20 protein-coding genes and 1 tRNA gene are annotated in these 18,969 nt (G+C 36.5%); 9 read left to right on the forward strand and 12 right to left on the reverse strand.

Annotation, left to right across the window (positions count from 1 at the left end; all coding sequences use genetic code 11):
- Window positions 1-117: 117 nt before the first annotated feature.
- A complete protein-coding gene (gene haoB, locus NSCAC_RS05520) occupies window positions 118-1,176 on the reverse strand; it encodes a hydroxylamine oxidation protein HaoB (protein ID WP_197743847.1) in 1,059 nt (352 codons plus the stop codon).
- Between the two features lie 6 nt (window positions 1,177-1,182).
- Window positions 1,183-2,931 carry a multiheme c-type cytochrome gene (locus NSCAC_RS05525; RefSeq protein ID WP_197743848.1) on the reverse strand — a complete coding sequence of 583 codons (1,749 nt, stop codon included), beginning with the start codon at window positions 2,929-2,931 and terminating at the stop codon, window positions 1,183-1,185.
- A gap of 369 nt (window positions 2,932-3,300) precedes the next feature.
- Between NSCAC_RS05525 and pdxR the strand changes: the two genes are divergently transcribed.
- Window positions 3,301-4,788, forward strand: coding sequence for a MocR-like pyridoxine biosynthesis transcription factor PdxR (gene pdxR / locus NSCAC_RS05530; protein ID WP_197743849.1), 1,488 nt, complete (start codon window positions 3,301-3,303; stop codon window positions 4,786-4,788).
- Between the two features lie 250 nt (window positions 4,789-5,038).
- Window positions 5,039-5,626, forward strand: a complete 588-nt coding sequence (locus tag NSCAC_RS05535) for a cytochrome P460 family protein (protein WP_197743850.1) — start codon at window positions 5,039-5,041, stop codon at window positions 5,624-5,626.
- A gap of 32 nt (window positions 5,627-5,658) precedes the next feature.
- Here NSCAC_RS05535 and panD read toward each other — a convergent pair whose 3' ends face one another.
- From panD to pcnB, 5 genes are read right to left on the reverse strand one after another with little or no spacing between them, the layout of a single operon-like run.
- The gene (gene panD / locus NSCAC_RS05540) at window positions 5,659-6,051 is read right to left on the reverse strand and encodes an aspartate 1-decarboxylase (RefSeq protein ID WP_197743851.1); all 393 of its coding nucleotides are present in this window, start codon (window positions 6,049-6,051) and stop codon (window positions 5,659-5,661) included.
- Between the two features lie 23 nt (window positions 6,052-6,074).
- Window positions 6,075-6,923, reverse strand: a complete 849-nt coding sequence (gene panC, locus NSCAC_RS05545) for a pantoate--beta-alanine ligase (protein WP_197743852.1) — start codon at window positions 6,921-6,923, stop codon at window positions 6,075-6,077.
- Window positions 6,923-7,717 carry a 3-methyl-2-oxobutanoate hydroxymethyltransferase gene (panB, locus tag NSCAC_RS05550; protein ID WP_197743853.1) on the reverse strand — a complete coding sequence of 265 codons (795 nt, stop codon included), beginning with the start codon at window positions 7,715-7,717 and terminating at the stop codon, window positions 6,923-6,925. Before panB ends, panC begins: the two co-directional genes overlap by 1 nt.
- Window positions 7,689-8,192: a 2-amino-4-hydroxy-6-hydroxymethyldihydropteridine diphosphokinase gene (gene folK, locus NSCAC_RS05555; protein ID WP_197743854.1), complete on the reverse strand. Its 504-nt coding sequence runs from the start codon at window positions 8,190-8,192 to the stop codon at window positions 7,689-7,691. The genes panB and folK overlap by 29 nt, the downstream gene beginning before the upstream one ends.
- On the reverse strand, window positions 8,185-9,489 hold the full coding sequence (gene pcnB / locus NSCAC_RS05560) for a polynucleotide adenylyltransferase PcnB (protein WP_197745315.1): 1,305 nt from the start codon (window positions 9,487-9,489) through the stop codon (window positions 8,185-8,187). Before pcnB ends, folK begins: the two co-directional genes overlap by 8 nt.
- 117 nt (window positions 9,490-9,606) lie before the next feature.
- Here pcnB and NSCAC_RS05565 point away from each other — a divergent pair.
- Window positions 9,607-9,681 (forward strand) — tRNA-Glu (locus tag NSCAC_RS05565).
- Window positions 9,682-9,688: 7 nt separating this feature from the next.
- On the opposite strand, the gene NSCAC_RS05570 is transcribed toward NSCAC_RS05565, so the two are convergent.
- Window positions 9,689-10,159 (reverse strand): hypothetical protein, encoded by a 471-nt coding sequence (locus NSCAC_RS05570; protein WP_197743855.1) that lies wholly within the window; start codon window positions 10,157-10,159, stop codon window positions 9,689-9,691.
- Between the two features lie 36 nt (window positions 10,160-10,195).
- Window positions 10,196-10,672 carry a nucleoside deaminase gene (locus NSCAC_RS05575; protein WP_232085893.1) on the reverse strand — a complete coding sequence of 159 codons (477 nt, stop codon included), beginning with the start codon at window positions 10,670-10,672 and terminating at the stop codon, window positions 10,196-10,198.
- Window positions 10,673-10,783: 111 nt separating this feature from the next.
- On the opposite strand from NSCAC_RS05575, the gene NSCAC_RS05580 reads away from it, so the two are divergent.
- A complete protein-coding gene (locus tag NSCAC_RS05580; protein ID WP_197743856.1) occupies window positions 10,784-11,479 on the forward strand; it encodes an SDR family oxidoreductase in 696 nt (231 codons plus the stop codon).
- A gap of 138 nt (window positions 11,480-11,617) precedes the next feature.
- Here the strand turns inward: NSCAC_RS05580 and NSCAC_RS05585 are convergent, their stop codons facing one another.
- Together NSCAC_RS05585 and NSCAC_RS05590 are read right to left on the reverse strand one after the other, a co-directional pair.
- On the reverse strand, window positions 11,618-12,715 hold the full coding sequence (locus tag NSCAC_RS05585; protein ID WP_197743857.1) for an acyltransferase family protein: 1,098 nt from the start codon (window positions 12,713-12,715) through the stop codon (window positions 11,618-11,620).
- Between the two features lie 888 nt (window positions 12,716-13,603).
- Window positions 13,604-13,813: a hypothetical protein gene (locus NSCAC_RS05590; RefSeq protein ID WP_197743858.1), complete on the reverse strand. Its 210-nt coding sequence runs from the start codon at window positions 13,811-13,813 to the stop codon at window positions 13,604-13,606.
- 207 nt (window positions 13,814-14,020) lie between these two features.
- Here NSCAC_RS05590 and NSCAC_RS05595 point away from each other — a divergent pair, with 207 nt between their 5' ends.
- The 5 genes from NSCAC_RS05595 (at window position 14,021) to NSCAC_RS05615 (ending at window position 17,617) form a co-directional block, all read left to right on the forward strand.
- On the forward strand, window positions 14,021-14,803 hold the full coding sequence (locus NSCAC_RS05595; RefSeq protein WP_197743859.1) for a hypothetical protein: 783 nt from the start codon (window positions 14,021-14,023) through the stop codon (window positions 14,801-14,803).
- 109 nt (window positions 14,804-14,912) lie between these two features.
- Window positions 14,913-15,290: a PepSY domain-containing protein gene (locus tag NSCAC_RS05600; RefSeq protein ID WP_197743860.1), complete on the forward strand. Its 378-nt coding sequence runs from the start codon at window positions 14,913-14,915 to the stop codon at window positions 15,288-15,290.
- The gene (locus NSCAC_RS05605; protein ID WP_197743861.1) at window positions 15,287-15,610 is read left to right on the forward strand and encodes a PepSY domain-containing protein; all 324 of its coding nucleotides are present in this window, start codon (window positions 15,287-15,289) and stop codon (window positions 15,608-15,610) included. The genes NSCAC_RS05600 and NSCAC_RS05605 overlap by 4 nt, the downstream gene beginning before the upstream one ends.
- Complete coding sequence (locus NSCAC_RS05610; protein ID WP_197743862.1) at window positions 15,610-16,269, forward strand: response regulator transcription factor; 660 nt, start codon at window positions 15,610-15,612, stop codon at window positions 16,267-16,269. The genes NSCAC_RS05605 and NSCAC_RS05610 overlap by 1 nt, the downstream gene beginning before the upstream one ends.
- Before the next feature lie 4 nt (window positions 16,270-16,273).
- Window positions 16,274-17,617 (forward strand): sensor histidine kinase, encoded by a 1,344-nt coding sequence (locus NSCAC_RS05615; protein ID WP_197743863.1) that lies wholly within the window; start codon window positions 16,274-16,276, stop codon window positions 17,615-17,617.
- Here NSCAC_RS05615 and NSCAC_RS05620 read toward each other — a convergent pair.
- Window positions 17,609-18,883 (reverse strand): MFS transporter, encoded by a 1,275-nt coding sequence (locus NSCAC_RS05620; protein WP_197743864.1) that lies wholly within the window; start codon window positions 18,881-18,883, stop codon window positions 17,609-17,611. The two genes, NSCAC_RS05615 and NSCAC_RS05620, sit on opposite strands and share 9 nt — an antisense overlap.
- Window positions 18,884-18,969 lie beyond the last annotated feature (86 nt).

Consider the following 18,969-nt stretch of genomic DNA (forward strand, 5'->3'; position numbering starts at 1 on the left):
TACAAAAATTGTTTATAAATTTTAACCTAGATTAGTTACTTAGGCTTAAAGCGTATACTCATCAACTTAAGGTAATCACTCAACAATAAAAATATAGAATATCCAACATAGGACTTCTTATTTGTTGCTATCCATAGGCAAGGAATACACCCAATAACCTCCATACTGAGCAAGAAGACGAAGTTCTTGAAGTCTCGCTGGATTTGAAGAGTTAAAAGGTAGCATTTTTGCTATCAAAGTATCTTTAGAAGAATTATCAGTGAGAAAATAGGCACGAATAACATCTTTATCCAGCCGTTCCACTAAATAAGATGTATAACCATTTTTCTCTACCCACTCTTTTACGTGGGGAATTAATGCATGGGTTTGTCCTTGATTAGGAAAATCCTTAAACCCTATACCTAATCGATTTGGTTCCATGACCCCTATTTTGTATATATCAGAATAGTGAACCACAATGTATACATCTTTATTCTTGGTAAAGCTTCTTAGCATAGAAACCCCTGTAGTTTCATCAGCCAAAAAAGCATCTACAAGATCACCTAGCTGTTTTCTTTCCTTATTTGAGTCACTTACTTGCCAGAACTCATTTTCGAATTTTCTAATCCCTTTCGATTGATTAGTCCACGGACCAGGTATAATAATTGGTTCAGCTATATTATTTGTATGGAACAAGGTAGTTATATCTGTTAATAGATTAAGGCGGCGAGAAGTATCCCACCAGCTCAATACCATTCCTGTCTTAGGAACATGTTGTATTACAGCTTGAGCTAAATCATTTAGATCTTTAGCTCCACTTGTAATCGTGATAATTGGTTCTCTAAGATTATTTTTCCATAAAAGCAATACAGGTGAATCTTTTTTATCTCTAGTACCAGTGTAAAACTCTGCTAGGGGTGTTTTTTGGACCTTTTCAGCAGTTAATTCATACTTAAGAATACTGATCCCTAGATTCTCATAGTTTTTAAGATCTTCTAAATCTGAAAAATCCTCGATTTTTCCTTCTGCTACTTTTTGATATTGATAGGGAGCACCTTCACTACTGGTGGGGTGAAGTAATGACCACCCAAGCCATATAAGGAGGGAAAGCCCCCCTGTTATTAGGATACTCCCAATAAGCAGAGGTGCTTTATATACTCCTGAAAGTGATGGTATAGCTTTATTCGCTACAGACACAGAATATTAACCTTCTGTTTTCAGTTTACGACGCCAAGCCACTAATCCTAAACCTACAAGCACCATACCGCTTCCCAAGCCGCCTACTGTTGCTTGTTTCACTTTGCTATCTAACTCTAACAAGCTTGCAGTTTTTAATTTACCAACGGTAGCTTCTAAAGAAGCAACTTGAGATTTTAATTTAGCAAAATCTCTCAGTTTGGTATTTTCAGTTTGAATTTCAGTATAGTGTTGTATTAAAGGTGCCCAACCCCAAGTATAGGTAAACCCACCTGGGAAAGCATGGAAAAGCCCTTTATAGTTTTGGAGTAAATCTTGCTCCCACAGCTTAGAATAAGCTAATTCAACAGTTGTTGGATTATTATCTTTAGCCATGAAGAGTTGGAAAAATTCACCAGGACCATCTTTTTCTGGTTTTGCAGGTGCTGGACGATTGGTAGTTTGACCAGGTAATAATTTATCCTTATATAAGGCTTCCATTATTCCTTTTACTTCAATCTGCTTCTTAAGTCCGGAAATTGTGCCATTATCTGAGAATGTTAAATAACTTTCAGCAAATTTCTTAGAGTGACAATTTCTACAGGTATCGACCCAATCATCCCTACGTTCTTTGTACCATGGATGCTCAAGATTATTAGCAATGCCTTCTTGAGGGTTGAATGCCCAGCGAACCTTCCGTACTAAATTATGGGCAAATTTACCTTTGTACTCCATGTGGCAGAAAGCACAGGTAGCAGCAGTTTGTTTATTATCGCTAATAGCACGTTCAAGGGGCACTTCCCAATCCCACTCACTACCATGAGTTTCATAGACTGCACCATGTTTAGACATCATATAGTTTTCAAACTCATTATGGTCTGCACCATTATGACAATAGGCACAGGCTTCAGGTTTGCGTGCCTCTGCAGATGAGAACTGATGACGAGTATGACAGGTATCACAGCGATTTTGGTTAATATGACACATAGTACAACCATCTGCGATTTCCCGATCTTCCATTGCTGCCCAAGTGGCTAGCTCTACATTTGCTTGATAATCCAAAGCATGGGAAGGGCGACCTGGTGGCCAAATAGGATCCATTTTTTTACCATGTACATCTGTATCTGGCCAAGTTAAGGTATCACGCTCTGCTTCTCTTTCAGCAAACTCTGTTAAATGACAAGCACCACAAGCTGCAGCATCAGGAAGTCTTAAATCTTCTTTGTGACTACCCTTTTGAACACCAACACCCATATGGCAGTCAATACAAGAAACTTCTTTAAGTTCTTCTCCTTCTCCAAGTTTCCCTAAAGAGCGAAGATTAGTTTCTACTTTTTTAATGAGCTCTTTTTTGTAAAAGCGGGAATCATCTTTAGTGAGTTTACGAATCTCATCTAAATTAGCATGAACACTTTGTTTCCAAGAATGAACCCAACCACGAGTTTCATCCTTATGGCATTTTATACACTCTTCTCTGGTAGCAACTTTTGCTGGAGCCCGTGGTGGTCTATAGTAGCTATCAGGATCCAAATATTGCATAAATGGAAGTGGAGACCAATACTCGGCGTATTTCCCTTCCCCATGACCTTGTTTTGGATCATAATACCGCTTGGTAATTGCTTCATATAGTGTTTTAGGTGAAGCTCCCTGTTCTACTCCTAAAGCTTTGTAAAGCTCTACAGGAATTTCAGCATTTGCACTTCCTGCAAATAATAGACCCATGCCTATCATTGCAGCGACAGCTTGCAAAAGCCTTTTAATTATGTTCTTACTCATATATTGACCTCTAAATTGCACTGTCACTCATAATTGACCTCCCTCGCACATGAATTCTCGAGGTATAAAACGCTTAGTTTAGATTTTAATGGTAAAGCACTGCTTGAAAAGCGAGGAGACCACAAAATCAGAATACTATTACAAGATAGTATCTACAATAGAGACAATCAATTCAGTAGCTATTGTAGTGGTTGTACAAAATGATTAAAAATTTCATCTATGCACTATATCTGTAATTGGCATCAGTATAGCAATAAAAGAGGGAATTCCACAAAACTATATCGTATAAAAGATAAATTTATGTTGCTCAATAATACATAATGGTATCTAAAAGTAGTAAAGAATAAGTACAGGCACTAGTGGCATAGTATGCAGATTCCTTTAAAGCTAAAACATAGAAGTCACCAAACGCTACAAAATCAGCTTTTTGATCAGATTCGTAATCTGATCCTAAGTGGAAAACTAAGACCAGGAATGGTGATGCCTGCTAGTCGTATTTTAAGTGAACAACTAGGTATTTCTCGCAATACCGTTATGCTTGCTTACGAACGGCTGATTGCTGAGGATTATTTACAGACCCAAAAAGCAGCAGGTACTTACGTTAATTTAAATCTACCTATAGATTCTGTAGTGTTAAAAACACCAAATCAATCCTCAAAAATACCTACTAAGATATATAAAAAAAGACATCCAGTATTATTTGAAGGCCGAGCTCAGAAACTCACTAACACAGAGCGAAGTAAAATTGAGATTGATTTTAAAGTAGGTCGATTAGATCCTAATTCCTTTCCTGTCAAGATTTGGCGACGCCTAATTTTAAAACACTTAGATAAAAGCGGTGGAGGTATTACTGAATATCGTGATCCTACTGGGTTGATGGCTTTGAGAAAAGCTATTGTTAATCACCTAGGTCCTGCCCGAGGGATTTCTGTTAGCCCAGATCAGATCATTGTAGTTAGTGGTAGCCAGCAAGCTTTAAATATTATTGCCCGATTATTAATTAACCAAGAAAGTATTGTAGTTACTGAATGTCCTTGTTATCAGGGGGCTATGTATGTATTTGAAAGTTATGGTGCAAAATTTTGTCCTATTCCAGTTGATCATCATGGATTACAGACAGAAAAACTCCCTAATACGACAATAGTAAGCCTAGCTTATGTTACCCCCTCTCATCAGTATCCTTTAGGTGCCACCCTATCCCTAAAACGTAGGGTTCAATTATTAGATTGGGCAGGAGAAACAGGAGCTTATTTAATAGAGGATGACTATGATAGCGATTTTCGCCATAATGGCTCACCATTGACTGCCTTGGCAGGCTTAGATCCCTATGGTTGTGTTATTTACATGGGAACAGTCTCTAAATCCATTGGGGCAGGACTCAGGCTAGGTTACTTAGTGCTTCCAGAAGTATTAGTAACACCTGCAAAGACAGTAAAAGCCCTTTTGGATAACGGTAATCCATGGCTTGATCAAGCAGTATTGGCTGATTTTATTGCAAATGGAAGTTATGCAAGGCATTTACGTCAAATACGACGCACCTATCTTCGCCGTAGAGACTGTCTCATCGCAGCTTTAAAATCCCATTTTGGTAAAGTATCTCTATCAGGGCTAGATGGAGGAATGCATATTGTGTGGCATTTACCTTCTTACCTTCCTACAGCTGCTGAAATGCAAGAAATTGCCCAACAAGTAGGGGTAGGAATTTATACCTTAGAAAAAGGAGGGGCTCATGATTTTGGGTATCAAGAATATAGCAAGCATACCTTAGTACTTGGGTACTCTTCCCTCGATGAAGTTCAGATTCAAGAAGGTATAAACCGAATTACCAAATCTATCTCAGCAAAATTGAAGCTCTAAAACTCAACAGGATGATTTAAATTTCTTAGAGAGAGGGAGTATTAATTAATAAGATTCGCTAGAGATAGCAAAGACACTATCGTACTTTGTATCCCTTATATTTATTTCCGTAAGATTTTTAATTACTTTTTTATACACTCAAGTACATAGGAAACTTATAATAAGTTGCTTAGATAGGTTATATTTTTATAGTTCTATATAGTTATTTGTGGAAAATAGAATAGTAAGATTTTTTAAAAGGTAGTCTTAAATGAAACAATCTAATTTCAATCTAAAAGCAGTTTTTATTTCAGCAGCAATCCTAACAAGTATAAGTATTAGCACTGCCTACAGTGCCCCTGCTACTTCCGTTCATTTCACCAGTAAAGGTGAACTTATCCAGCCCAAAGATTATCGTGAATGGGTTCATGTAGGCACTCAAGTTACCCCAAATGATATGAATGATGGTAAAGCAGCTATTCATGGATTTCATAATGTCTATGTGGATCCAGAAAGTTTTGCTTATTGGAAAAAAACCGGTGAGTTTCGTGATGGTACGGTCGTGATTAAAGAATTACTAGATATAGGCACTAAAAATGCCTTAACTGGTAATGGCTACTTTATGGGTAACTATACAGGACTAGAAGCAGCTATTAAGGATTCAAAGCGCTTTCCAAATGAGCCAGGTAATTGGGCTTATTTTATGTTCGGTACCAAATATCCTTTGCCTCAAACTACTGCTGCTCAGCCTACAGCTGAATGTAATACTTGCCACGAGAAAAACGCTCAGGATGATTGGGTATTCACCCAATATTATCCAACCCTTACTGCAGCAAAGCCTAAAGATAAGGTTGATTGAGTATTAAAAAATTCAAGAAGGGGTAAATATTTTTACCCCTTATCTACCGATCTTTCTGTAGTAGGTATATAGTGGGTACCCACAATTTTATTGTTATGGTTTAAATAGACTAGGGCAGGCTTAAAAAGCTCAGCCTCCACGCTATCGATCATGCCGTAGGTACATATAATTAGCCGATCATTAAGGCAAGCCTTTCGTGCAGCAGCCCCATTAAGGGAGATTGTTTGAGAGTTAGGATCAGCTCTCATTGCATAAGTAATGAATCGCTCTCCGTTATTTATATTATAGATATGCACTTGTTCATACTCTTTAATTCCAGCGGTATCCAACAAAATACTATCAATTGCACAGGATCCCTCATATTCTAGCTCAACTTGAGTTACGCAAGCTCGATGCAATTTTGATTTTAATAAAGTTAAATACATAGAGAGTTTATCTTTATTTCGTTTTATCCTAACTGAATGGGTATATTATCAATAAGGCGCGTCTTACCTAAATAAGCTGCTCCTAAAACAATTAGATTGCGATCCTCTTTATTTGGATCAAGTAGGTTCATATTTTTAATACTAACATAGTCAGGTTGAAAGCCATGATTTGCTAATAAATTATAGCCTTCTTGTTCTAAATGGATAAAGCTTTGTTTTCTTTTCTTAATTTCTGTAGTGATGTAATCTAAAGTGTTAAATAAGAAAGGAGCTTGTGTTCGTTCCTGATCGGACAAATAACTGTTTCGTGAGCTAAGAGCTAAGCCATTTGAATCCCGTACTGTAGAGATACTTTTAATAGTTACCGGAATAGCTAGATCAAGCACCATACGGCGAATAATTAATAATTGCTGATAATCTTTTTCTCCAAACAGAGCTATTTTAGGCTGAGTGATATTAAAGAGTTTCGCTATAATGGTAGTCACTCCTTGAAAATGCCTTGGACGATAAGCACCTTCAAGAATATTTGAAAGGATAGGTACACTAACTTGAGTAGTTTGCTCTAAGGACTGAGAATATATTTCTGAAATTGAAGGAGCAAATACGGCAGCTATATTATAGGGTGCTAAAACTTTTAAATCGTTTTCTAGAGTTCTAGGATAACACTCATAATCTTTTGCATTATTAAACTGTAAAGGATTCACAAAAATACTAACAACTACTCTATCAGCCAGAACAGTAGCATTTTTTACTAAAGCTAAGTGACCGGCATGGAGATTGCCCATGGTAGGGATTAGAGCAATTTTTTTGTGAGTAGATCGCCACTGATTTACCCGCTCTACCATCAGTGCTGTAGTTTGAATAATTTCCATCAATAGCTTTGTGCTGAGCTAGGAAATTGCTTATTTTTTACTGCATGCACATAGGATTTAACACTATCAAGTACGCTCCCTTTATTAGTTAAAAAATTATAATTAAATCTAGGAGTTTTTCCTTGGGTAATCCCTAACATATCGTAGAGAACAAGCACTTGTCCATCACATTCTGGACCTGCACCACAGCTTATCACTGGTATTTCTAAAGCTTGAGTAATTTTTTTTCCTAAGACTGCAGACACGCACTCTAGAATAAGCATATCTGCTCCTGCTTGCTCTAAAGTGACGGCATCTTCATAAATACGATCCGCTGAAATCTGATCCTTACCTTGTACTTGATAGCTACCTAATTGATAAATAGATTGAGGTAATAATCCTAAATGAGCGCATACTGGAATACCATAGGTGCTTAGCTGATAAATAGTTTCTTTTAAAAAAGATCCTCCTTCTAACTTAACCATATGTGCTCCTCCCTCTCTCATAAGCCGTGCAGCATTATGAAGCGCTTGATTAGGTGTTGCATAGGTTATAAAAGGCATATCAGCAATGATAAAGGATCGTTGACTACCTCTTACTACATTTTTGCAGTGATAAATTATGTCCTCTATATTCACTGCAATTGTACTTTCCTGCCCTTGAATCACCATTCCTAATGAATCCCCTACTAGGAGCACATCTACTCCAGCAAGCTCTAATAGAATTGCAAAACTTGCATCATAAGCGGTAAGCATGGCAATTTTTTCACCTTGCTGCTTTAGCTGTTTAAGTTGGGGTAGGGTAAGGCGTTTCATCCAATTTTGTTACATCAGTATAGATACAATGGGGTATTAGTTCTCTTATGTACCCCATACTAGGTATTATAAGATGAGGGGCTATTTCCGCAAGTGGGTACATCACAAATCCCCGTTCATACATTTTAGGATGAGGAATCGTAAGTTGTACTGTATGTAGCTCTATATCTTCATATAAAAGTATATCTAAGTCTAAAGTACGCTCTCCCCAATAGCGAGTTTTTACCCGTTGATGATCTTGCTCTATTTTCTGTAAAGAAAGTAATAAATCCTTTGGGGATAGATTGGTCACTATTTTAGTAACTACATTAATATAATCAGGCTGATCTTGGGGACCCATAGGCTTACTTTGATAAAAACTAGAGCAAATTATATATCTAGTATTAGGTAAATTATTTAATTCAAGTAATCCCTGAGATATATGAGATTTTGGGCAATCAAGATTGCTTCCTAGCCCAATATATACGCTAGCCATCTACACTTATCGGCTGGTTTAGCTTAGGTTTAAATTTTTTAGTTTTGCTACAGTTTGATCTACTTTTTTTAGGGTTTAAATAGTTTAACTGCTCTTTTTCTTCCATACTTTGGACTTTATCCCACCACTGGCATAAGTTTGTATCTTGCCCATTGGGATGTTCACCGGCTTGATTACGAAGTAGTAAAAAATCATAAGCAGCTCGAAACCGAGGATGCTGCAATAAACGCACTGCTCGCATACCTTGTTGATATTTAAAACGGGATTGTAAATACCATATTTCTTTCATAGGCAAGGAAACTCGTCGTGGTAACGTAATATGACGAGATTGGTTGATAAAAACATTCTCAACCGATCTTCTAATGAGTTCTCCAATTTTTTTAGAATCCGGATATTGATCAATTAATTTTTTAATCGGTACCCATAAAAAAACAGCAAATAAGAAGGCAGCAGTTACTGGTTTTTCTTCTAGGACTCGGTTATCTGTATTAATCAGGGCTTGTTCTAAAAAAAATTGGGAGAACCTATCTCCTTGCACCAAATATGCTTCTGTTTCTGGAAAGAGCCATTGAAATAATCCAAAGTTACGAAGTAAATTAAAAGCTTGTACAGCATAACCATTTAAAAATAGCTTAATCACTTCCTCAAATAGCCGTGCCGGAGGAATATTCTGCAAAGTAGATGCAAGCTGATAAATAGCTTCTTTGCTTTCAGGGTGAAGATGAAAACTCAGCTTACACATAAATCGTACCGCTCGTAGCATCCGTACTGGATCTTCTTGATAACGGACTATTGGATCGCCAATTAAGCGAAGTTGGTGATTTTCTAAATCTGTTATGCCACCCGTATAATCAATTACAGAATTAGTTCTAATATCATAATAAAGTGCATTAATAGAAAAATCCCGCCGCCAAGCATCCTGCTCTAAAGTGCCGTAAATATTATCGTCTATAATCCGCCCATTATGATCTAATAATTTCTCTGAAGGTGGAGCTCGGAAGGTAGATACCTCAACAATATTTCGCTTAAATCGTACATGGGCAAGACGAAATCTACGCCCAATTAATCGGCTATTAGGGAATAGTTCACGAACTTGCTCGGGAGTAGCATCAGTAGCTACATCAAAATCTTTGGGTTTATAACCTAGCAATAAATCCCGTACACATCCCCCAACTAAGTAAGCATTAAATCCTGATTTATTTAGATGCTCTAAAACTTTGCAAGCAGACTCACTAATGCACTCACGGAAAATACTGTACTTAATTTGAGAAACAATTGTTGGAGAATTAATAGTGATAGCTCTTTACTTTTATAAATTAAAGAATAGTAGCCCTGTATTATATAAAGTGATCGATAACTAAGTAACTTAACCCTTTAAGCAATTTACTTGGATATGTATAATAGCAGATACTTAGCTCCCATCGTCTAGCGGTTAGGACATCGCCCTCTCAAGGCGGTAACAGGGGTTCAATTCCCCTTGGGAGCGCCATCCATAATTAAAACCAACCTAAAGTACCTCCAGCAGCTCCTGCAATAATAACTAATCCAATAGTTAACAGTACACCATGAATGATATGGAGTCTTCGCCAAGCTTTATCCGCATTGCCACCACTACCTTTCATAATTCGCTTTAGTAACCCGATAGGGCGTAACACAAACAACATCATCATAAACCAAAGCCAATAAAACACCATTAAAGATAGCCACCACTTATGGGGATCATGAAAAGAGCTCCATAAATTCAAACGATAAAGTAAATAAAAGCCAGCAATGCCAACAATAATAATGGCTGTTTTTACTTGAGGTGCAAATCTAGATTCAATATGTTGAAATACTTCTAATATATCTCCTAAATTTCCAGCTCGAGCAAGGGGAAGAAATACAAAAGTGACAAAAGCAAGTCCACCAATCCACCAAACTACTCCTAAAAGATGTAATCCAATAGCAATACCTAAATCCCAGTTCATTCTCAACCCCTCTTAATTAATATAATGAATAAATCATTAAAGTTTATTTAGTTCACTCCAACGTTTGTAAACTCCAATTACTTCTTTAGATTGTTCTTGAACCATAGGTAATCTTTTCTGCCCTATGGGCTTAGTATACTCATCATAAAAGGTTTCTAGTTCAAAATATTTACGATTATCTCGATAAAATGGTGCATAATCCTCTCGAGTTGTCATATAAATTACCTGTTTAGGACTACAATAATAAAGAGCACCTAGACACATAGGACAAGGGCTAGTGAGTATATAAATAGTACAATCAGTTAGGTGCTCTGTCTTAAGCTTGGTGCAAGCTTCTCGAATTGCTAATATTTCTGCATGGGCAGTAGGATCATAAGTTTGGGCTACTTTATTTGGGCTCTCTGCGATAATTCCTCCATCACGAACAATGACTGTAGAGAAAGGTCGTCCACCCTCTTCTACATTTTCTCTGGCTAATGCTATAGTTCGTGCTAAAAAATCTTGATGGTTCACAATGAGTTACTCCTACCCTCTTAGGAAAAATAAAAACCAAAAACCTATATGGTATAAACTAGAATAAATAGTTATTGAGTTAAATACTAGAATTTTAGGTGAAATCTCACTATGTCCACATTATTAATTACAGGTGCTAATCGGGGAATTGGTCTAGAGTTTGTTACACAATATATTCAAGCAGGTTGGAGAGTACTCGCCTGTTGCCGCAATCCAGATAAAGCAGAAGCACTTAATCAGATCGAATCAAAACACTCTGACTTATTAAGTATCTATCAATTAGATATTTCCTATTTTACAGAAATTGAAGAATTGGCTGCGGATCTTTTTGATGAAGAAATTGATGTGCTTATTAATAATGCAGGTGTTTATCCAGAAAGTAATCTATCTTCCCAAGATATTACTGATGATAATTGGATATTAGGATTTAAAATTAATACAATGGCACCACTTAAGCTAGCACAGCTATTTGCCCCTCAAATTGCCCAAAGCCAACAAAAGAAGATTATAAATATTACGAGTAAAATGGGTAGCATTACAGACAATACCAGTGGTGGATCCTATTTTTACCGATCTAGCAAAGCTGCACTTAATATGATTACTAAAAGCCTAGCCATTGATTTAGCTTCTCAGAAAATAGCAACTGCAGTCCTTCACCCTGGATGGGTACAAACAGAAATGGGTGGAGCTAATGCTTTAATTACTGCCCAAAAAAGTGTAGCAGGAATACGTCAAGTTATTAATCGGCTTACGCTAGAAAATAGCGGAAAATTCTATAACTACACAGGGGAAGAAATTCCTTGGTAATAACCAACAAAGAGAGGGAACTCCCCTCTCTCTTCCTATCCTAACTTATTTATTACTTACTCTACTTTTGGCAGTCTTTATTTTGTCGCGTTTGTAAAAGCTGATTTTCGTTTTTTATAGTAAAATACACTGTAAAAATTATTTTTTAAGCAGTTTTCTTCCTAGCTCCTGCCCTTTAACTTCAATATATTTATAAGTTAAGGCTGAACATCCAATAACAGTTAAAACTGTAATGCCTATAAATAAGTTGTTAGCTATTGAAGAGCCGAAATCTAGATATCTTATATCTTCAATCATTGGAGCAATATTGCTACCTGTAATTTTTGCTAAAACTATTGGTATAGATGTTACACAGAATAGTATTGCCACATGTGTCATATAAATTGAATAAGACAACCTACCAAAAGCCTGAAAAATAGACTTTGTTAGCAACTTTCCAAAAAATCCTCTTTCAAAAGCAAAAATAAAAACAGTTATTACAAATACAAAGCTAGCAATCACTCCTTTTAATTCTTGAACATAAGAAATCACAAAGAAAATTATTATTAATAAAGCTATTTCTGCAATATTGAAAAATATAGCACCTAGACTATCTAACTTGTTAGAAATGTTTTTATATAAAAGATAAGCAAGACTGCCAGCAAAAAAACAAGACAAGCCTCTTAATGCTTCTTCTTTCAAACCCAATTTATTCATTAAAAGAAAAAAAGATACAACTGAAATAATAAACCAAACAACATACTTAATAGGATGCTTAATGAAGAGGGTTAAAAAAAACAGCATATACATATAGTATTCAACACTTAAACTCCAAGAGGGGTAATTCCAGCTATATGCTTCATACATAGGAAGCCAAGACTGCAAAAACAATAGATTTGGGAGTATTTCATCTAGTGCTTTTAATTCAGTAAAAGGTGCGGTATTAAATACAATGCCTGCTTTAAAAGCAAATAGTTTCCCAAGCTCTAAAGGAACAAATAAAAAGAACATAAATAAATGTAATGGATACAGCCGAAATGTTCTGCTTATAAAAAATCTCTTAAAAGAAACATTTTTAAAGCCGTAAGCGTGAGCTAAAACAAATCCGCTCAATACAAAGAAAAACTCAACAAATAAATCACTTCCTCTAAAAAAACCTAGCTCTGTAATAGCGCCAACTAAATGCATATGAAAAACAACAATGCAAATTGCTGCGATACCTCTAAATGCATCTAGTGCTAAAAACCTTTTATTCAATATAACTCTCCTTTAATTACCTAACCTATTTATGTGGTTGTAAAAATTGAGAATCAGTTTAACAAAACCCAGAACTAACAGCTTAGTTTTGGGCTGTCCAGTCGTTTGCTATGCTTTACCTCAAGTATTGCCCCCTCTATACTATACTCTACAGGAATTTTTAGCGGTGGATTTTTGACTGTTTTACACCCTTGCATATAAGCAAATTCCTCATTAAAAAAAATGCTTTTTTATTGTTTCTTGCTCTTTAATTTGTAGGATGCACAAATGCACGACTTCGGCCTCTTTGAGTCGTTTTTGTTTATCCCTGCGATATTCTGCATCAGCGAGCTTCTGTATAATCGATTAAATATTGCAGGTTAGACTCAAAAATAAAGCCTTTAAGGTGTGGTGAGTAATGATTAAGGCTTTTCTCCTGTCTCTACCTCTTACATTTTCCACGATAGAAAAATCCCAGATTTACAGCAAAAATTAGGAAACTTTAGCGTTTTATCTTCAAAAAGATGTTGAGATAGTAAATCTAAAATTTTGTTAGCAATATCGGGTAGAGTAAAAACTTCATCACTACTTAAATTAGCTAAACGAAGGAAAATATCAGAATTATGTAATAAGCTCTTGGTAAAAAGAGATAAAGGTTAAAAATAAATAGAGAGATATTCTATTATAGATTTATAGATTCGGGAATAAATATATCTTCCTCCTAGATCAAGAAGTTAAGGAAGGGCCACTCTGGAAACACAATAGATTGTAGGAAATTCTCTACTGTCATTAGAGTAAGTGCATCTCCCTAAATCATATTCAGACTTAAAATAAATTCAACTCCAGCAGGGTATTCAGCTTTTACTTTAGTTTTAAACAAAAATTCATAGTGGCTATGAAATATTTTCCCTAGCCGTGCTCTATATTATCTTTTTGAATATCAATACCATTGATTGATAATACAGCAAGAATAGCGTAACGCTCAAACTTAAGCTGAGATCTTCGGTAGTGCTTTATAACCGCTTTCAATTTTCTACGTAACATCTCAGCTAAGAAACTGCCATTACCGCAGGCAGGTTCTAAGAGCCAAGAATCAATTCTTTGGGTTTCTTGCTTCACTAAATTTAGTATAGCTTGGACTTCCTTTAATCCAGTATAAACTTCCCCGCGATCTATTACATGTTTTTTAGATCTGAAATCGCACTTTCTTAGATATTATCCATTTAAGAAATTATGGTTCAGCTAATTTTCAGCTTCAGTTCATTTTTTCTTCAGCTTGGATCGTTAGGCTTATAACTAAGGATAAATTATAGCTGGAGTCATCTTATGGGGCGAAGTGCTACACACAATAAAAGAGATACGGTACTTAAATGTATTGGTCTAGCCATCTTGCTCTTTCGCCTGTCTCTTGCTACTGGTAGCGAACCTAGAAGAGCTTGCCCCCATGTACCTGAACCTATGATTTATGATTTAGTTCGTGGGCTTTGCCCTTCTCGAGGAGAGTTAGAAATCAATACATTGACTCAATATAATCCTAGTGATGGTGGGGTAACTCCTAGCCCTGAAATAGAATATGCTTTTTGGGATGGTTATGCGGTAGAACTTGAAGTAGATACGAATATCCCCGTAGGCCCTGGTCATTCGGAAGGAAATATGAGAATTGCCGACTATAAGCCTTCATTGCAAGGTACCTTTGGCTATCATAATAGCCACTTTGCTCATGGGTGGCAATTTACTGGGGAGTATTTTACAGATGGTAAGGGTTTTTCAAATACAGCAATATACCTATTGGAGTACCAATTTAATAAACATTGGAGTATTTTCAGTATGGCTGGCGTACGCCGTAGTGATTTTTTTTCTAATGTATTTTATAAAGGGATAGTTAATCAGAATCTTTTTTATACATTTTCATCAGGATTAATATTGGGGTTAGAGGTAAATTGGGTATACAAACCCAACTTTCCTAGTAATTCTGATAATCTTATTGTTATGCCTGAAGTACATAAAGAACTAACAGAGCATATTAACTTACAGTTTGGGGTTGGATTAGAGCGAACTAAGCATCAGGATTCTCTTAATACAGGAATGCGATTTGTCTATACTTTTTAATCTGCAAAGCTAAAAATAATTATAATTTTGTTTATATTTAATTTGCCAATAGTGTTTTAACCTTTTAAGGTTAAACAATTATTAACATTTAATAAAGAAGGATAATATTATGAAAAAAAATAAATTATTTATAGTTGCTTTTTTAGGATTAGCTATGAATTTTTCTCAAGCTGACGTGGCTGATTCTATTGAAAAAAATATTTCTAGTAAAGAGCAGGTAGCACAAACCCGACAAAATAATACTCAAGAGATAGAAGCTCTTTTTAAGAAGTTAGATGCAGCAGCTTTAGCAAATCACCCTAATGCAAAGGTGAGTGATTCTAGCTTAAAGAGAAAAGGAAGTGTTTACAGTTATAAAACTAAATTAACGGATGATCAGGGGGTGCAGTGGAAAATTCAAATTAACGCTGCAGATGGTACTGTCATAAATGAAAAATCTAAAGCTCCAAAAAATAAATCAAAAGAAAGTAATAGCATAGCAAAATGATAAGCCAGAATTATTCCATAAAATGGAGAGTAGCTTTAGCCGCTCTCCTTTTTTCTGCCTCATGGAGTTTAAAAGCGGATCTAGGGCATAATGAGGCGCTTCGCTTGCGCCAAGAAGGAAAAATTTTATCTTTTGAAGAGATTTTAGGAGCAGCCTTAAAGCGTTACCCAGGGGCATTATTGCTAGAATCAGATCTTGAGCAGAGAAGGAAAAATATCTTTATTTATGAGTTAGAGATTCTTACTACCTCAGGTGTAGTGCGGGAGCTTAAAATTAATGCAAGTGATGGGCAAATTGTTAAAGATCAAATAGATGATTGATGCGATTATTATTGGTAGAAGATAATATAGCACTTGCTGATCAACTACTGCCACTATTTAAAGGTCATGGTTATGCTATTGATTGGTTAGTCGATGGTCGAGATGCAGTGCTTGCACCCCATGATAATTCTTTTGATTTAGCTATTCTTGATTTAGGATTACCTGGCTTAGATGGACTAAAAGTACTAGAGTGTTGGCGATCAGAGGGGTTAACTTTACCTGTACTTATTTTAACTGCTCGAGATTCTTGGGCAGAGCGCTTAGAGGGGTTACGAGCAGGTGCTGATGATTATTTAAGTAAACCTTTTCATCCAGATGAATTACTACTTCGAGTACAAGCAGTATTACGCCGTAGTCATGGTACCGTGAATAACCCACGGCTTGAAGTAGGGGAATTAGCCTTAGATGAGTCACGCCAAAGTGTCTGGCAATCAGGGCAAGAATACGAGCTTACTCGTGGTGAGTTTCGTTTACTGCGTTGTTTTATGCTAAACCCAGGCAGAGTATTAACCCGTATGCAGCTCAATGACCATCTATACGATGGAGAAAGTGAGCGGGACAGCAATGTGCTAGAAGTCCACGTCAGTCGTTTACGTCGCAAGTTAGGAGAGCAAATTATAGAAACACGTCGAGGTCAAGGTTACTGCTTTTTAGGATAAAGCTATGATCTCCATGAAGCGCCAGTTAGGAATCAGCTTATTTATTAGCCTATTTATTCCTGGAGTGCTCATGGGAGAAATAGCAATCTGGTGGCTAGATCAACGACAACGCACATCATTAATTACAAGTTTACATAGCGAAGCTATTAACATTTTGGCTGCTTTACACCACCTGCCAGAAAGTAAAAAAATTTATTTAAATCAACAAGCAATTAATCCTATCTACCATCGTCCTTTTTCTAGGCATTACTTTACTATATCTTCAAAAGATATGTATTGGCGTTCTCGCTCTTTATGGGATTTTCAACTAGAGGCACTTGAAGAAGATGGACTCAGTGTTGATTTAGTACTAGGTCCTCAAAAGCAGAAGCTACTTCGCTACCAAGCACATTACCAAATTGCTGATCAGCCTGTTACTATTGTTGTTGCTTTAGATTATGCTCCCCAGTTGGAGGATTTTACCTATATTAAAACCCGTGGTATTTTAATTTGGATTTTTATTCTTATATTTTTAGCATTACTTCAGCAGTGGCTTATTCGCCGTGGCTTAACTCCCCTTAATCTTGTTCACCAACAGTTGAAGCAATTTCGAGATGGTCAACGTACTATGTTAGATACTAATGTAGTACAAGAATTAAAACCATTAGTAGATGAAGTAAATCGATTACAAGATTATACAGAAAGACAACTGCGTCGATCTCGGCATGCGGTAGGAGATTTAAGTCACGGATTAAAAACACCACTATCAGTAATAAGAAACCAATGCCAAACTCAGTTACAAGGTACTGCTCCAACTCTTGCAAAAAATATGAGTGAACAAATTCAGCAAATGGAATCCAGTATTAAGCGAGCATTAGGTCGAGCGAGAATTGCTGCAGAGCTTGCTCCAAAAAATCGTTTTATTCCTACTGAAGATATTCCTCTATTATTTCGTACTCTACGACAAGCTTATGATAATAAGGTACAACTGAAAATAGAAGGGAAATTACCTGAACCTCTTCCCTTTGATCGAGATGATATGTTAGAGCTACTAGGTAATTTATTAGATAATGCCTGTAAGTGGGCAAATCAATCAGTAAACCTCACTTTAGAGAGTCAGCCTAAGGGATTAATGATCACAGTAACGGACGATGGTCCCGGAATTGATCCTATACATCAAAAAACCATGCTTGAGCGAGGCACTCGCTTAGATCAGCAAGTACCTGGACAAGGGTTTGGGCTCGGGATTGTCAATGATTTAGTAGAAGCCTATGAAGGAGAGTTATTTTTAAACAATAAACTAGAGGGTGGCTTACAGGTTCGTGTTTTTTTACCATTACCTAGTTTAAGAAAAATAATATCAGGCTAAATCTATATCTTTTGTTTCTCCAATCATGAGCGTAGCTATAAAACTTAGCAGTGCTGCAATACTTAAATAATAGCCTACAAATTGAAGACCATAGTGAGTAGCAAGCCAAGTAGCGATGTAAGGGGCTAAAGAAGCACCAAAAATTCCAGATAAATTAAAACTAAGAGAAGTACCCGTATAGCGTACATGGGTAGGATAGAGCTCAGAGAGTACAGTTCCTAGTGGACCATAAGTATAGCCCATTAAAGAAAGACCAATCACTAACCCTAACAATACGCCCCAGATTCCTGTTGAGAATAAATGAGCAAATAACATTCCGAAGATAGCAATAATTCCACTGATCCATAAAAGAGCATGGCGCCGACCATGTTTATCCGCATGGAGTGCTGAAAGCGGGATAGTGGCTCCAAAAAATATTACTGCAAAAATCTGCATTAACAAAAATTGTTCTCGAGAGTATCCTAGCTGGGTAGTACCCCAAGTTAAAGCAAATACAGTCACTAAATAAAATAAAACAAAGGTTGCAAGAGAAATGACTGTACCTAAAATTAAAGCACGAGTATGATAACGAAACACAGAAACCATAGGAACTTGTACTCGCCCCTCTTTATCCAGAGTTTTTTGAAATACAGGGGTTTCAGTAATTTTTAATCGAACCCATAAACCAATAATTACTAATCCTGCACTGGCAACAAAAGGAATTCGCCAGCCCCAGCTAAAAAACTGATCATCTGTTAATAAGGCAGATAAAACTAGAAAAATACCACTAGCAGCTATAAAACCAATAGGTGCTCCTAATTGAGGAAACATCCCATACCATGCCCGCTTACCTAAGGGAGCATGTTCAGTAGCTAATAATACTGCACCGCCCCACTCTCCACCTAATCCTAATCCTTGGCCAAAACGACATAGAGCAAGCAATAAGGGTGAGAAAATTCCAATTTGTTCATAAGTAGGTAACATGCCTATTAACACAGTACATATACCCATCGTGAGTAAAGCGGCTACTAAGGTAGCTTTACGACCTATCCGATCGCCAAAATGACCAAATAATCCGGATCCTAAAGGTCGAGCAAAAAATGCTAAAGCAAAAGTGGCTAAAGATTGTAATACCCCCGAGGTAGGATCCGATGCAGGAAAAAACAACTTGGGAAAAACCAGTACTGCAGCAGTAGCATAAATATAAAAATCAAAAAACTCAATGGTAGTGCCTACCATACTTGCAAACAGTATCCGACCTAATGAGTTAGTAGGATTATTTATCATAGGGTTAGTTATAATAGATAAAAAAAGGTGCCTTAATTGTACAGCATAAGGCACCTATCGAAGCTAGTTCAGCTCAAAGGAGAGTG

It is taken from the genome of Candidatus Nitrosacidococcus tergens (assembly GCF_902810445.1).
Lineage (GTDB): Bacteria > Pseudomonadota > Gammaproteobacteria > Nitrosococcales > Nitrosococcaceae > Nitrosacidococcus > Nitrosacidococcus tergens.

Excerpts from the sequence above, each read along its gene's own strand:
- NSCAC_RS05600 (WP_197743860.1), top strand. The coding sequence starts at position 14,913 with ATGAAAAAAAATAAATTATTTATAGTTGCTTTTTTAGGATTAGCTATG.
- panD (WP_197743851.1), bottom strand. The coding sequence starts at position 6,051 with ATGTATTTAACTTTATTAAAATCAAAATTGCATCGAGCTTGCGTAACT.
- NSCAC_RS05570 (WP_197743855.1), bottom strand. The coding sequence starts at position 10,159 with ATGAACTGGGATTTAGGTATTGCTATTGGATTACATCTTTTAGGAGTA.
- NSCAC_RS05605 (WP_197743861.1), top strand. The coding sequence starts at position 15,287 with ATGATAAGCCAGAATTATTCCATAAAATGGAGAGTAGCTTTAGCCGCT.
- pdxR (WP_197743849.1), top strand. The coding sequence starts at position 3,301 with ATGCAGATTCCTTTAAAGCTAAAACATAGAAGTCACCAAACGCTACAA.
- NSCAC_RS05615 (WP_197743863.1), top strand. The coding sequence starts at position 16,274 with ATGATCTCCATGAAGCGCCAGTTAGGAATCAGCTTATTTATTAGCCTA.
- panB (WP_197743853.1), bottom strand. The coding sequence starts at position 7,717 with ATGAAACGCCTTACCCTACCCCAACTTAAACAGCTAAAGCAGCAAGGT.
- folK (WP_197743854.1), bottom strand. The coding sequence starts at position 8,192 with ATGGCTAGCGTATATATTGGGCTAGGAAGCAATCTTGATTGCCCAAAA.
- NSCAC_RS05525 (WP_197743848.1), bottom strand. The coding sequence starts at position 2,931 with ATGAGTAAGAACATAATTAAAAGGCTTTTGCAAGCTGTCGCTGCAATG.
- NSCAC_RS05595 (WP_197743859.1), top strand. The coding sequence starts at position 14,021 with ATGGGGCGAAGTGCTACACACAATAAAAGAGATACGGTACTTAAATGT.
- NSCAC_RS05620 (WP_197743864.1), bottom strand. The coding sequence starts at position 18,883 with ATGATAAATAATCCTACTAACTCATTAGGTCGGATACTGTTTGCAAGT.
- NSCAC_RS05535 (WP_197743850.1), top strand. The coding sequence starts at position 5,039 with ATGAAACAATCTAATTTCAATCTAAAAGCAGTTTTTATTTCAGCAGCA.
- NSCAC_RS05610 (WP_197743862.1), top strand. The coding sequence starts at position 15,610 with ATGCGATTATTATTGGTAGAAGATAATATAGCACTTGCTGATCAACTA.
- panC (WP_197743852.1), bottom strand. The coding sequence starts at position 6,923 with ATGGAAATTATTCAAACTACAGCACTGATGGTAGAGCGGGTAAATCAG.
- NSCAC_RS05580 (WP_197743856.1), top strand. The coding sequence starts at position 10,784 with ATGTCCACATTATTAATTACAGGTGCTAATCGGGGAATTGGTCTAGAG.